The 13,122-nt window shown below is 46.1% G+C and carries 16 protein-coding genes; 2 read left to right on the forward strand and 14 right to left on the reverse strand.

The window, feature by feature from the left end; genetic code table 11:
- From plsX to MKY63_RS27770, 4 genes are all read right to left on the reverse strand, one after another.
- The gene (gene plsX, locus MKY63_RS27755; protein ID WP_038570599.1) at positions 1-990 is read right to left on the reverse strand and encodes a phosphate acyltransferase PlsX; all 990 of its coding nucleotides are present in this window, start codon (positions 988-990) and stop codon (positions 1-3) included.
- Positions 974-1,570, reverse strand: coding sequence for a transcription factor FapR (gene fapR / locus MKY63_RS27760; protein ID WP_036686484.1), 597 nt, complete (start codon positions 1,568-1,570; stop codon positions 974-976). The genes plsX and fapR overlap by 17 nt, the downstream gene beginning before the upstream one ends.
- A gap of 358 nt (positions 1,571-1,928) precedes the next feature.
- On the reverse strand, positions 1,929-2,102 hold the full coding sequence (rpmF, locus tag MKY63_RS27765) for a 50S ribosomal protein L32 (RefSeq protein WP_019911234.1): 174 nt from the start codon (positions 2,100-2,102) through the stop codon (positions 1,929-1,931).
- A 69-nt stretch (positions 2,103-2,171) separates the two neighbouring features.
- Entirely contained in the window at positions 2,172-2,684 is a 513-nt protein-coding gene (locus tag MKY63_RS27770; protein WP_036686482.1) for a DUF177 domain-containing protein, read from the reverse strand.
- Positions 2,685-2,893: 209 nt separating this feature from the next.
- On the opposite strand from MKY63_RS27770, the gene MKY63_RS27775 reads away from it, so the two are divergent.
- Positions 2,894-4,132 carry a nucleotidyltransferase gene (locus tag MKY63_RS27775; protein WP_036686480.1) on the forward strand — a complete coding sequence of 413 codons (1,239 nt, stop codon included), beginning with the start codon at positions 2,894-2,896 and terminating at the stop codon, positions 4,130-4,132.
- Here MKY63_RS27775 and MKY63_RS27780 read toward each other — a convergent pair.
- Positions 4,122-5,159: a SepM family pheromone-processing serine protease gene (locus MKY63_RS27780; protein WP_036686478.1), complete on the reverse strand. Its 1,038-nt coding sequence runs from the start codon at positions 5,157-5,159 to the stop codon at positions 4,122-4,124. The two genes, MKY63_RS27775 and MKY63_RS27780, sit on opposite strands and share 11 nt — an antisense overlap.
- A gap of 152 nt (positions 5,160-5,311) precedes the next feature.
- Between MKY63_RS27780 and MKY63_RS27785 the strand changes: the two genes are divergently transcribed.
- Positions 5,312-6,538: a nucleoside recognition domain-containing protein gene (locus tag MKY63_RS27785; protein ID WP_051491461.1), complete on the forward strand. Its 1,227-nt coding sequence runs from the start codon at positions 5,312-5,314 to the stop codon at positions 6,536-6,538.
- Here MKY63_RS27785 and coaD read toward each other — a convergent pair.
- From coaD to MKY63_RS27830, 9 genes are all read right to left on the reverse strand, one after another.
- Positions 6,516-7,028 (reverse strand): pantetheine-phosphate adenylyltransferase, encoded by a 513-nt coding sequence (gene coaD / locus MKY63_RS27790; protein WP_036686476.1) that lies wholly within the window; start codon positions 7,026-7,028, stop codon positions 6,516-6,518. The genes MKY63_RS27785 and coaD overlap by 23 nt on opposite strands.
- Positions 7,012-7,620, reverse strand: coding sequence for a 16S rRNA (guanine(966)-N(2))-methyltransferase RsmD (rsmD, locus tag MKY63_RS27795; protein ID WP_036686473.1), 609 nt, complete (start codon positions 7,618-7,620; stop codon positions 7,012-7,014). Before rsmD ends, coaD begins: the two co-directional genes overlap by 17 nt.
- A gap of 363 nt (positions 7,621-7,983) precedes the next feature.
- Positions 7,984-8,940, reverse strand: a complete 957-nt coding sequence (locus MKY63_RS27800; protein WP_036686471.1) for an alpha/beta hydrolase — start codon at positions 8,938-8,940, stop codon at positions 7,984-7,986.
- A 227-nt stretch (positions 8,941-9,167) separates the two neighbouring features.
- A complete protein-coding gene (locus MKY63_RS27805; protein WP_080742482.1) occupies positions 9,168-9,272 on the reverse strand; it encodes a sporulation protein YjcZ in 105 nt (34 codons plus the stop codon).
- A gap of 123 nt (positions 9,273-9,395) precedes the next feature.
- Entirely contained in the window at positions 9,396-9,818 is a 423-nt protein-coding gene (locus MKY63_RS27810; RefSeq protein WP_036686469.1) for a hypothetical protein, read from the reverse strand.
- Positions 9,819-9,930: 112 nt separating this feature from the next.
- Entirely contained in the window at positions 9,931-10,215 is a 285-nt protein-coding gene (locus MKY63_RS27815) for a holin (protein ID WP_076101776.1), read from the reverse strand.
- A gap of 20 nt (positions 10,216-10,235) precedes the next feature.
- The gene (locus tag MKY63_RS27820) at positions 10,236-11,045 is read right to left on the reverse strand and encodes a glycoside hydrolase family 73 protein (RefSeq protein WP_076143992.1); all 810 of its coding nucleotides are present in this window, start codon (positions 11,043-11,045) and stop codon (positions 10,236-10,238) included.
- 437 nt (positions 11,046-11,482) lie between these two features.
- On the reverse strand, positions 11,483-12,250 hold the full coding sequence (gene cobA, locus MKY63_RS27825; RefSeq protein ID WP_038570588.1) for a uroporphyrinogen-III C-methyltransferase: 768 nt from the start codon (positions 12,248-12,250) through the stop codon (positions 11,483-11,485).
- Complete coding sequence (locus MKY63_RS27830) at positions 12,247-13,122, reverse strand: formate/nitrite transporter family protein (RefSeq protein ID WP_339810645.1); 876 nt, start codon at positions 13,120-13,122, stop codon at positions 12,247-12,249. The genes cobA and MKY63_RS27830 overlap by 4 nt, the downstream gene beginning before the upstream one ends.

A 13,122-nucleotide genomic window follows, 5' to 3' on the forward strand; every position in this document is an offset into this window, starting at 1 on the left:
TCACTTCCCGCTAATTTCCTTGGATATACTTGGCACAAGATCGGCTTGCAGAGCAATCCGCGCTTGTCTTACCGCATTTTTAACCGCATTTCCGTCTGAAGATCCGTGCCCCTTAACTACCAATCCGCTAAGACCAAGCAGCGGTGCACCACCATGCTCTTTGTAATCCATCTTGCCCTTCAGGGCTCTAAGCTCCGGCATCAGCATAGCCGCTCCAAGCTTAGTTTTCAGAGAACGACTGAATTGCTCCTTCAGCAAAGAGAACAATGCACCTGCTGTACCCTCAAGCGACTTCAATAGGATATTACCAGCAAATCCATCGCAGACAAGCACATCGCAGTTTCCTGTCAGTACGTCGCGTGCCTCAACATTACCGATAAAATGAATGCCTGGCAAGTTCTCCAGCAGTGGATAGGCTTCTTTGGTCAGCTCGTTGCCTTTCCCAGGCTCCGTTCCTACATTTAGAAGTCCAACCCGCGGCTTAGCAATACCGTGCACTTTATTCCGATAAATGCTGCCCATCAGCGCATATTGCACCAGATGTTCAGGTTTCGCATCCATGTTAGCACCAAGGTCAAGCGCAAGCACGCCAACATCATCCAGCGTCGGAATCATAGGTGCCAGCGCAGGACGTTCAATCCCCTGCATACGGCCCACTACGAGTAACCCTGTAGTCATAAGCGCCCCTGTGTTACCTGACGAAATCATAGCATCTGCTTCGCCCTCACGCACCATACGTCCAGCTACAACCATGGATGAATCTTTTTTGCGGCGAACCGCCTTAACCGGCTCTTCATCAGAACCAATAACATCTCCTGCATGCCGCACACTCAGGTTGGACGGCTTGTCCTTCAGCAGCGGCTCTAGTCTGGCTTCGTCACCTACGAGCACAATCTGCGTATCTTTCCATTCCGCGGCCGCGGACAACGCCCCCTCGACATTACATTCAGGAGCGTTGTCCCCGCCCATGGCATCAATGGCGATCAGCACTACGGTTACCCCCTTCACTATACTCTTCATTAGCGGAACGATACACTATAAAGTGGCCTTGAAATACCAATTCTTCTCCGACATAGGTGAATACGTCCACCTCTGCTTTGCCACCTCTGCCTGCAAGTGACCGCACTTGAGCTTTAGCAATGCACTTCTCACCAAGCAGAACCATACGAACAAAGCGTATGTCGGCTGAAGCAGTCAAGGCAATTTCATCGTTAATCACAGCAACCGCAAGCGAGTTGGCTTGAGCAAACACGTAGTGGCCACGGGCGATCCCATTTCTGGAAAAGACATGATCCTCACGAATTTCAAAGATCGAAATCCCGCTCTTATCGAGCTGTAAATCCACAATATCTCCGATCACTTCATCCGCAGGCAAAGAGCGCACCTGATCATAGGAATGCTCTGCCATTTGTTTCATTCTTTCACGCAGTTCTGGTATTCCCAGCTCCATCCGGTCTAACCGAATCGTCTGAATGCTCACCTTCAGCTGACGAGTCAACTCCCGATCAGTCACAAAAGGATTGCCTGCAATTATATGTAGCAGCTGTTGCTGACGTTCTTTCTTGGACATCCGCTCGATAGCGGCTCACCTCCTGGCACATGCCAAGCGTAAACGCCTTCGGCGTCCTAATAAGGACGGTAAGCGTTTAAGCGAGAAATATAAGACATAAAGTATAGGTGCATAACTTATACTTCCTTATATTTTAAAGAAAGCATCCGGCCTCTTGAATGGCCGCTGTTATATTAGGTCAAACAATCATAAATATTATTTAGAACCAGGTACTAATATGTAGTATAAAGCATGCCGCACCAAAAATAAAGCATTGACTTCTGAGCGGAACATAAAGTATAGGTGCAAACCCTATCTTTATTAGATTTGGACAAAAAAATAGTACCTCACCGAAGTGAAGTACTACTTATTTTTGAAACTATTGTTTGATGATTTCTCTTGCTTTGTAAGTTCCGCAAACTTTGCATACGTGGTGAGCTAGTTTCAACTCTCCGCATTGTTCACATTTCACCATGCCCGGCACAACCAACTTAAAGTGGGTGCGACGTTTGTCACGGCGTGTTTTAGACGTTCTACGTTGTGGTACTGCCATGTGTTCCACCTCCTCGTGATATTTCTGTCAGCCTGCTCCTCAGAGCAGGATGTGTTTTGTTGTAATGTTTCATTTGAAAAAGTCTTTCAACCCAGCGAGTCGAGGATCGATCACTGTGTTGTCGCAACTGCAGGTGCCTTCGTTCAAGTTCTGTCCGCATTTCTGACAAAGACCAAGACAGTCTGCCTTGCACAATACCGAATCCGGTAAGTGCAGTACGAAATTTTCTTCCACATACGGGATAAGATCCACAACCTCATCCTTGACGTAAATGAGATCCTCATCTTCGTCATCATCTGGAAGAACTGGCTGCTTAAGCCACTTGAAAGTCTCAGCAAAAGGAATGTTCAAATCACTTTTGACCTCCGTGAGACAACGTGAACATAACATGTCCACATCTCCACTCAGTTTCCCCACCACGTTCACACAATCGGTTCCCGCGGGCAGCGCTTTAAGGTCTACTGAGAGCGGAGCAACAGTTAGAATATCCTTGCGCCCTTTGACTACCTCGCTGACATCCACAACATCGTGAATATGTAACGGTTCGTCGGCATTCGCTAATTTGCGAAAGTGAATCTGCATACTTATCACTCCCAAACAAACAAAATTTATTATACCTAGTATTCTATACCTTTGTCAACCATTTTCCCTTTATATTGTTTCAGAAAATGCGGTGAATTATGATATAACTATTAGTGTAAATCAAAAGATCAGCTTGTGCTAACAGTATCTCTAGAAATCTACCCTACTAAACTCAATAAATATACCTTACTTATCGGAGGGAAGCCACAGTGACAACGGTTGGAATCATCGCAGAATACAATCCTTTACATAACGGACACGTGCATCACTTCACAGAAGCCAAAAGACTCTCCGGCGCAGAGCGCACCATCGTCGTCATGAGTGGTCCCTTTACCCAGCGCGGCGAGCCGGCGGCGGTTAGCAAGCAGGCCCGGACAGAGATGGCGCTGCATATGGGCGCCGACCTCGTCATTGAGCTGCCGGTGGCCTATGCCGTCCAGCCAGCCGAGTGGTTCGCGTTCGGAGCAGTTGCACTGCTGGAAGCGACCGGGGTCGTGGACAGCTTGTGCTTCGGCTCCGAAGCCGGCACTTTGGGCTCGCTGCTCCCGCTGGCCAGATATCTGGCTGAGGAAAGTAGCGAGCTTCAGAGCGAGATCCGCCGCCGCATGGCGCTCGGAGCAAGCTTTCCCGCCGCCTACAGCGCAGCGGCGGCGGTGGCCTTTGAAGGGACTCTCCCGGAAACGGAGAGTCCCGGAGATGCAGGCGAGCTGCTACGCCAGCCGAATAACAGCCTTGGCCTGCATTATCTTATCGCCTTGCAGCGGCTGCACAGCAAGATAATGCCACTAACCGTTCCGCGCACGGCAGCAGGCTTCCATGATCCATTACAAGCCGACTCTTCTATTGCAAGTGCGACGGCCATCCGCAAGCTGCTGCAAGAAGGTGGCTCTCCTGCTGCTTATATGCCGGATTATAGCGTGTCCATTTTGGAAAGAGAGCATGCAGCCGGAAGGGGTCCTCTGAGCTTAGAGAGCTTCAATATCCCTCTCCGCCATCTGCTGTCTACCCATACCGCTGCCGAGTTACAAGCAATCCACGATATGAATGAAGGCTTGGAAAACCGGATACTGCGGCTTTTACCTGAGTTGGAGCAATTCTCTGTTTCAGGCCTGCTTCACACCCTTAAGAGTAAGCGCTACACGCATACACGGCTCCAACGGCTGCTGCTACATGTTCTGTTAAATCATTCTAAAAAAGAAATGACCCCTTCCATACTAGCAGAGGGGCCCGGATATATTCGCATTCTTGGTTTTAGAGAAAGCGGACGAGCACTGCTTAAAGAGATGAAACAAAAAGCTACGTTGCCCATCGTCATGCGCCCGTCCCTTTGTTCCCATCCGCAGCTTGAGCGAGATCTTCAAGCCGCTTCCGCTTTCGCGGGAGCTTTTAAGGAACCCCGCAGAATTGATATGTACCGCGATTATTTGGAACCTCCGGTCATGGTTTGACCGGCAGTTCCTCCATATACTTCAGCGCCTCATCCAGCGTAGATACAGGCACCAGCTTCATAGATGTGCCGATTTTATCAGCTTTTGCTTTGGCTTCGTCATAATTCTTAACAGGCACGAAAAAAATCTCCGCCCCTTCTCGGTCCGCAGCCACGATCTTGTGTTTCACTCCACCGATAGCACCTACCACACCCTCAGCGTTAATCGTACCCGTCCCTGCAACCCTATGGCCTTTAGTTAAATCACCAGAAGTAAGGCGATTGTAAATTTCCATAGTGAACATTAGCCCTGCCGAAGGTCCGCCAACATTTGTATCTACAAAACTGACAGCTTTCCCTGCTTCTTTTGGTTTTACTTTTTGAACGGCGGCAATAGTGACTCCAAAACCAGGTCGAACGGCCGCGCCCTCTTTATCCTTTATTTCAACCAGCGTCACTTGTTCTTTAACTTCCTTGCCATTTCTTTGCAAAACAACAGCGACTTGATCTCCGATTTTTTTAGTGGAGAGCAGTTTAGACAGTGCTTCAGGATCGGGCACTTTTTGTCCTTCTACGCTAATGATTTTATCACCCGGCAGAAATTGTCCCTTATTACTTTCTACAGGAACCGAAAAGACGTAGAGATAATCCACTACATCCTCATATGGAATTCCCGCTGCATGATAAGCGGCCTGAACAGAATAAGACTGTGAGCTATTCATGTAAAAAACCTGCTCCGCAGCATATTCGTCTTCTGACTTATCCCCTAGCCGGGTTTCTTTTCGCACAACCTCTGAATTGGAATTAAAAGCAGAGGCGACCAATAAGGCCACATTAGCATAACTAGCAGACACCGTAGTCATCATAAACGTTCCTTCTTCAGCCGGATCGGCATTCTCCACCTTAATCATAGGGGCAACTTCAGATGCACTGCCTGGCTGATATACGATGTACGGGGTGTTCATAAAGACAAATACATACACGATAACTACAAACGTAAACAGATAAGCTGTGGCGCGGAAACCCGGCCGATGCTTCAGTTGCTTCACTGCTCTTCCCTTCTTTCCCGCGGCACATTTAGGATATGAATGATTGAACTTCATTACCGCTTCGACTAGTGGTTTGGCATGATGGTTGTCTACTCTGCATAAATTGATAACACATCGTCCATGCCTTAAGTTATGAAGAGGTGATCTGAGAAATGAAAAATATTCAAATACGCCGACTAGCTACACGCTCCACACCATTTATACCCGGGATTATGGCAATCCTGATAGCCATTGCAATTATTATCTCACCGGAGAGCTCCTTTGAGGCTTCACTCCAAGGATTGAAGCTTTGGTGGACACTCGTATTCCCTGCCCTGCTCCCCTTCCTGATGCTGTCAGAGATGCTTACCGCTTCGGGTTTCGTGCATGGTTTTGGAGTGCTTCTGGAGCCATTGATGAAAAAGGTCTTTCGTCTGCCCGGTGCCAGCGGCTGGACCTTGGCACTCGGAATCACAGCCGGATTCCCCGGTGGAGCTGGAGGGGTCATGCAGCTACACAAGCAGAACAGCATCTCTGACAAGGAAGCCGCTCGACTTGCAGCACTTACACACTTCGCCAGCCCAGTAACCATGCTTATAGTAATTGGCATAGCTTTTCTACACAGTAATTCAGCAGGTTATTTCCTGCTGGCCATCCATTGGATCTCTGGACTTCTAGCCAGCTATACCGATGCTCTGTTAAAGGGACGGTCAGCGAACACGAAACCAGTTGATAAGATTTCTGCGGACACCAAACGTCCTTCTTTATATAGTCGTGTTCAGCTTGCAGCAACAGATGCCAGAGCAAAAGACGGTCGCAGCTTCGGCAAGCTTCTCGGTGAGTCCGTAGCTAATGCCGTGCAAAGTCTGATGGTCGTGGGCGGTTACATGATTATGTTCGCTGTAGTCATCAATATCATCACTACTGTACTTCCCGCATTGCCAGCTGCTCTGCCAGCAAGCCTACTGGAAATTCATTTAGGCGCCGACGCAATCAGCAAAGGGCTGGAAAGCATTGGAACAGGTCCCTCTAGTATGCTCGGGATAGCTTTGCTGTCTGCTGCACTGGGCTGGAGCGGACTATGTGCACAACTACAGGTGCTGACCATGCTCAAACAAGCCAGAGTCAGATTTCTACCCTACGCTACGGTTCGTCTGATGCATGGACTTTATGCTTTTCTGTTAACTTTATTGCTCTGGAAACCATTGCTGGCTATCCGTAAAGCTGCTTTACCAGCACTTGCAGACTCACGCCCGACTCCAACCGGCACCATGAATGTTACGGACATATGGAGCTCTTTTCCACAGCTGCTAAGTCTGCAAGCACTTCTGCTCATCATACTGTTGGGATTATCTGCTGGAACTTATCTGGTAAGTACTATTCGCCATCGACTCGGTTAAATTTACGCTTCATCGCTTGTTCAACCTCAGGCGTCACAAAATCAGTCACATTCCCGCCGAAATGGGCGATCTCTTTAACAACACTGGAACTTAAGTAGGAATATTTCGGATTAGTCATCATAAAAATCGTTTCCGCATCGGGATCCAGGCTATGGTTGATCGATGCGTTTTGCAGCTCATATTCAAAGTCAGTAACGGTACGGATACCCCGAACTATGACCTGAGCATCTTTTTGACGAACATAATTCACTAACAGATCACGGAAGCTGTCAATTTCCACATTGGGAATATCAGCGGTTGCCTGTCTTAATAGCTCTGTCCGTTCATCTACAGTAAACAGCGGGTTTTTACTCAAATTATTAAGCACCGTTACAATCAAACGGTCGAATTGCTTGGATGCGCGCCGAATAATATCCATATGTCCCATAGTCACGGGATCAAAGGTACCTGGATAAATGGCAACACGTTCTTTTCTAATTTGCTGACTCATTCTCTACCTCCTCACCAGCTTCACTTTCCTCTGTAGGATTAGCTTCATACTGGTAAATAGAAATTGTCGTTTCTCCGTATACGGCCTGACGCAGCCTATAAAATCCTGGAATATCTTCAGGATAGGCATAACTTGATTCATGCTCCAGAACAATAATCGCGTCCTCTTGCAGCATTCCTTTTTCGACCATCATAAGCATAAGCTCATCCCCGTGCTTCAAGCGATAGGGAGGGTCCAAAAAGACCAAATCAAAAACTTTTCCCCGCTTCTCCAGCGCACCTAGCGCCCTTCCAGCTTCATTACGGTACACCTGCGCTTGTTCTTCCAGCTTGGTAGCCTTCAGATTGGCGCGGATCGTGTCGATACTTTTAGGATCCATATCAACAAATACACCGCTTTCCATCCCTCTGCTTAAGGCTTCGATCCCCAAACCGCCAGTACCGGCGAACAAATCCAGCACCGCTCCACCTTCGAAATATGGGCCTACCATGCTAAATACAGCTTCCTTCACCTTATCGGTCGTAGGCCTTGTCCCACTTCCCGGAACACTCTTCAGTGGCCTTCCTTTTGCACTTCCCGATACCACTCTCACTGTTATTCACCCGCTCTATATCTCTGTTTGTTATGCCCAAAAGGGCATAAGTCCACGCCTATCGTAACACATTTGCGCGATGAAATAAAAAATTTGTCTAGATATGAAATAAGAAGGCGAAACAGCTTATTCAGAGAAATAAGTCATCTTAATGTATAAGATTGGACTTCCAGGGACATCATGTAATTATCGACACCACAAATGTCGTAGACAACCGCGGAGCAGGCTTACGTTTCCCCATAAGCTCTTCGTCCGGTTTCTCCTCTCCCATGAAAGGGGCCCTAGAGATAGGGCCCCGAATTTATGTTTAACGGTTTTATAAACACAAAAAGACTACCCTTTCGGCAGCCTTTTCAGCAGCAACTATTTCACAAATCTTCCGATAAACTCAGAAACTACGCTCTCATACTTAACCGGATCCATGCGGAAAGCTTCTCCGTGACCCGCATTAGGAACGATGTAAAGCTCCTTCTCGACCGGACTATTCTCATATACCGTATGAACCATTTCCGTAGGAACAAAAGTATCATTATCGCCATGAATAAACAGGGTTGGCGTTTTAGATTTCTTCACCTGTTCTAAGGCTGAGGCTTCACCAAAGGAATAACCTGCCCGAATCTTTGTTAGCATACTGGTCGTATCTACAATTGGAAAGGCGGGGAGATGGTACATTCTTTTTAATTGAAAGGTAAGCTCGTCCTTCACTGAGGTATAACCGCAATCTTCCACAATTGCTTTAACATTAGCTGGTAAATCCTCTCCGCTTGTCATCATAACGGTAGCTCCCCCCATGGAAACACCGTGCAGGATGATCTGTGTATCCTCACCATTTGCTTTTAGGGCACTCTGAATCCACTTCAGGTAATCCTTACGTTCAGGCCATCCAAATCCGATATAGTCACCGCCACTTTCACCATGTCCTCTGGCATCCGGCAGCAAAATATTATATCCAAGTCTCTCATAATACATTCTGGCATATCCACTCATTTGAGTTGCATTTCCAGCATACCCATGAGCAACAATAACTGTCTTATCGGAATGTTCAGGGGCAGCTAAATAGTACGCTTTAAGCTGTATTCCGTCATCAGAATCTATCTCCCATCTATCAAAGCTCTGGGTATCCCACCACTCTTGGTCTGCCTTCGAGGTATCTTTAGATTGTTCTACCTCTGGACTGGACTGCAGGTCAGGGCTTTCATTTAAGAAATCCTTTGAAGCACGTGCAATAGCAACATGATAGAAATAAAAACTTCCCACAGTCACAACAATGATTAAAAGTACAATAACAGAAGAAATTCCGATCATCATTTTTTTCTTCAAACTAGCTCTCTCCTAAATAAAATTTAACAGTATTAATCTATGTTATCAGACTAAGATACCATGTATATTTGAATATTCAAAATCACAGTATTGTAAACTCATGTTATTCACTACGTGATTAGTATTCTTTTAATTTATTAATTTATATTGCTTTAATGGACACAACATTTACAAAAAAAGCCCCAAGTCGGCAAAATGCCAACATGGAGCCCTGCTATTTTAGAAATTTAGAACATACATGCACTTGTAATAATTACTAATAAGATGAACAATACTAAGATTGCGCCTGTAGAAGTAAAAGCGCCACCAACCTGACCATATTCAGCACCCATGAGAAGACCTCCTCCGTATTTAGAATACAATATATAATATGTATTTATCCCCCTAGAAGATTGGGCGTACGGTTAAAAAAAAAGACCTCCACTGGGCTACCAGCGAGGTTATGAGCTCAACATCTAATCAGAAACTAAAATACCATCAAAGCTTTCCGGACCTACACGTACTGTACCGAGAAGATTAGAAGATACAAATGCTGTATAAGTGAGCTGAGGTGTAATGGCTGGTAAGAAATCCGCTGCTGAAAAGGTTATTACTTGCGGAGCCAGAAGACTAAGAGAAAAAGTAGAAGTAGCAGAATACACTTTTGGATCAGTAGCCAAAGTTCCTCTTACAATCGTAATTGTGATACCTACTAAAGCTAACGGAAGCGTTACAGATATCGTTCCTTTAAGAAGAACGCGTGGATTGGTAGTCACTCCAGCCGTTAACAACCCAATCTGTCCAAAGAGCTGCGGCGTGTTAAGTACCGTAATAGGAATAGATATAGAGTTGGCGAGGCTGGCATTTTGAGATGTTCTTGCATCAAGGTAAGTTCCCATCGTTGCACCCCCTTTATATATTGGCATACCATAATATATTAGTGTTCTCGATAGAATGCATAGCCACATTACCAGTGTAAAACGATTGTTTTATAAAACTCATAGGCAAAATCTATTTATCATCTTTTTTCGTCCCATCCCTTTTATTAAACGCCAGTTCAAACAACCCGGTCGCTGATAGTCCCGCAAGCCCCCCCGCCCAGAGTCGCAGAATCAGATTCATATCAGTGAACGGATAGGCAACTGCTCCAACCAGCAAGCCAATAGCCAACCCCACAACTGGCACAATGTTCCGCGGAAGTTCAATGCTATTCTTCACAAGTTGTACTAGTGCCATTACAAAAACTGCTAGGACTGAAGCAAAGGCAAGCACACTGTTGAGAGCATCGTTATACATGTTTTTTAATCCTCCTTATTTCATTTTTTACTTTCTGTTACAAGTAAACCTGCACGGTTCAGCACCGTTAATATGCGATAGAAATCGTAACTGCCACCCGATGGAGTATCGAGAAGTCCTGCCGCAGTCGCTGTTTTCACAGCCGCCTCAGCCCATGCAGGGACATTCATGACTGCTCGATTTTCAATTAATGCCACCCGATCTGTAAGCTTAGTGATCGACTGCCCCTGTTCTTGCACACCTGTTTTCAGCGTATCCCTGCTAGCTGTAAGAACTGCAATAAGGGCACGCAGTTCCTTTACTTCCGATTCTAGACTAACAAGCTTTTGCTTATCCTCTGCGGACATCTCATCATCTCCTCCCATGGATTTGTCATCATATTTATACAGATTATAGGTATTCATAATTTGAATCAGCTTAGCTGCATAGTTCGGATCAGTAGCGTAGCCAGCTGCGGCAATCTCTTGTGCGGCCGCCTTGCCACTCGCACCGAGAACCTTGCTGTAAAGGTTGCGATTCCATGAGACTCCATTCACAATCAAGTCGGAGTGATCCGCGATAGATTCTCCCCAGTTGTTGTAGGCTCGAAAAGGGGCATTAACTTTAACAGCTTTACCGTTAATATATTCAGTAGTTTGTACAGTAATGCTGCCAGCAGGTCCACTTCCTTTGATCCCAAACAAATTATTCGCTTTCACAGTCAATCCACTGCTGCCCCAGCCTGACTCCAGAGCCGCTTGAGCAATGGTTAACGAAGCGGGAACCTTAGTGAGCTGCATGTCCTTCACAGCAAAATTTGCAATCTTCGCTATAAACTCGCCTTCTGTCATCTCATCACATCCTCTCCATTTATTAAATGCGAGGCATCATAAAATGACTGTGCTTATCCCCTACTAACATTGTGTTTTTACTAGATTCGTTTCCGCTATAGGACTCAGCTGACCTTATACGCAGCATTAGCTCACATTTGGAATGTTAACGGACTCCATAGCCGCAATTGGCACCAAAATCACTCAATATCAAGCTCTTCATATGGAATAGTGTCACTGGGGTCCGAAACCATGCTCAAATGGTTAAATACATGCTAATAACGTCATCCGGGTCCTTAAGCTTAAGCAGACTGAATATGACTCGGCGGTGTAAAAACAGCCAAACAACGCTCTAAAAAAGGAGCAGCGGTTCTCCTATTATTGGAGAACCGCTGCTCCTTTATCTTTTCATGACATCGACATCTGCTATCCACTGTGATCGAACACTTTTCCCGTGTTTAGCTAATTTCCGATCTCACTAATCCCTGTAAATGTATCAGCTGCTCTCTCACCTTCACAACTTCCCCTACTATAATAAGAGCAGGATTTTTAATCTTTGTGGCCACTGCCAGCTTATCGATATTCTCAAGCGTGCCTGTCACTGTTCGTTGGCAAGCAAATGTACCATTCTCAATCAACGCAATCGGTGTTTGGGCATCTTTTCCGTGTATTAAGAGTTGTTCACGAATATGGCTTAATTGACTAACTCCCATATAAATAACAAGAGTATCTACACTATGTGCTAACCGGTTCCATTGTATAGGGGCAACATGCTCAGGGCAGCGACTACCCGTGACGACGGCAAAAGACGCTGCAATACCACGATGTGTCAGGGGAATTCCAGCGGAAGCGGCTACACCGATTGCGGAAGTTATACCCGGAATGACTTCATAAGGAATACCAGCTTGCACGACAGCCAGTGCTTCTTCCCCGCCTCTGCCGAATACGAAGGGGTCTCCACCCTTGAGTCGGACGACTCTACGGCCTTCGCTAGCATATTGAATGAGCAGCCCGTTAATTTTCTCCTGTGACATTGAATGCTGGCCTGGAGATTTACCACAATAGATTACTACTACTCCGGCTTTGGCATAGTTAAGCAATTCTTCATTTACCAAGCGATCATATAAAATAACGTCTGCTTCTTGGATTCGCCGCATCGCTTTTATCGTTATAAGTTCTGGATCTCCCGGTCCCGCTCCAACTATAGCTACGCATCCCGGCTTCATATCGTTTTCTCCAACACAACCTGTTCCAGCACAACAGAATCTCCGCGACCCGTCGATACATCAGACGCAGGAGTTAAGCGACTGCCCTTGAAACTTTTTTGAGAGAGATAGAATAGAATTCCAGTAAACATAACACCTCCAATAAAATTTCCAAGGAGAACAGGAATGCCGTTCCATAACCACCAGTCACCAAAGCTAACACTCGCTCCCAGCATCATCCCTGCAGGGATCACGAACATATTTACGACGGTGTGCTCAAACCCCTGTCCAAAAAAAGTTAGGATTGGCAGCCACATGGCAATGATTTTACCGGAGGTAGAGCTCGAAGTCATAGCCATAACAGCCCCTAAGGTAACCATCCAGTTACAGAGCATGGCTTTAATAATAACTAACAGCATTCCGTCTCCACCCATATTTTTATAGGCAATGGTCTTGGCCTCACTTGTATTAATGAGGGTTTGAATCATTGGATGACTCATATCTGTGCCCATTTTTGTAATCGTAAGGCCATAAAGAACAGCGTATACCGCACAACCGAGCAGATGTCCGAATATAACCCATAAATAGTTGTTCAACATCCGCTTCGTTGTTGTCTTCTTTTCCAGAACCGCCAGAGGGATCAGCGCAAAACTGCCTGTCACTAGCTCTAGACCAAGTAGAATAATCATTACGAACCCTACCGGAAAAATAATAGCTCCTACCATAGGAATCCCGGTCTGCGCCGCAGCTGTAAATGCAAGTGTAGTAGCACAAGCCAGAATCGCTCCACCCAGACTACCTCTCACCAATAACTGCAGGATAGATAACTCTGCTTTGTTCTCGCCGCTTTCAATCATAGCGTTCAGCACTTCACGTGGTTTGATATAATCCAT

The organism is Paenibacillus sp. FSL R7-0189 (assembly GCF_037969925.1).
GTDB lineage: Bacteria > Bacillota > Bacilli > Paenibacillales > Paenibacillaceae > Paenibacillus_AQ > Paenibacillus_AQ odorifer.

Bases quoted from the DNA above. Each gene is read 5' to 3' on its own strand.
- MKY63_RS27770 (WP_036686482.1), bottom strand. From the start codon at position 2,684: ATGCAGATTCACTTTCGCAAATTAGCGAATGCCGACGAACCGTTACAT.
- cobA (WP_038570588.1), bottom strand. From the start codon at position 12,250: ATGAAGCCGGGATGCGTAGCTATAGTTGGAGCGGGACCGGGAGATCCA.
- MKY63_RS27805 (WP_080742482.1), bottom strand. From the start codon at position 9,272: ATGGGTGCTGAATATGGTCAGGTTGGTGGCGCTTTTACTTCTACAGGC.
- rpmF (WP_019911234.1), bottom strand. From the start codon at position 2,102: ATGGCAGTACCACAACGTAGAACGTCTAAAACACGCCGTGACAAACGT.
- MKY63_RS27830 (WP_339810645.1), bottom strand. From the start codon at position 13,122: ATGGATTATATCAAACCACGTGAAGTGCTGAACGCTATGATTGAAAGC.
- MKY63_RS27810 (WP_036686469.1), bottom strand. From the start codon at position 9,818: ATGGGAACTTACCTTGATGCAAGAACATCTCAAAATGCCAGCCTCGCC.
- MKY63_RS27785 (WP_051491461.1), top strand. From the start codon at position 5,312: ATGAAAAATATTCAAATACGCCGACTAGCTACACGCTCCACACCATTT.
- MKY63_RS27815 (WP_076101776.1), bottom strand. From the start codon at position 10,215: ATGTATAACGATGCTCTCAACAGTGTGCTTGCCTTTGCTTCAGTCCTA.
- fapR (WP_036686484.1), bottom strand. From the start codon at position 1,570: ATGTCCAAGAAAGAACGTCAGCAACAGCTGCTACATATAATTGCAGGC.
- coaD (WP_036686476.1), bottom strand. From the start codon at position 7,028: ATGAGTCAGCAAATTAGAAAAGAACGTGTTGCCATTTATCCAGGTACC.
- MKY63_RS27820 (WP_076143992.1), bottom strand. From the start codon at position 11,045: ATGACAGAAGGCGAGTTTATAGCGAAGATTGCAAATTTTGCTGTGAAG.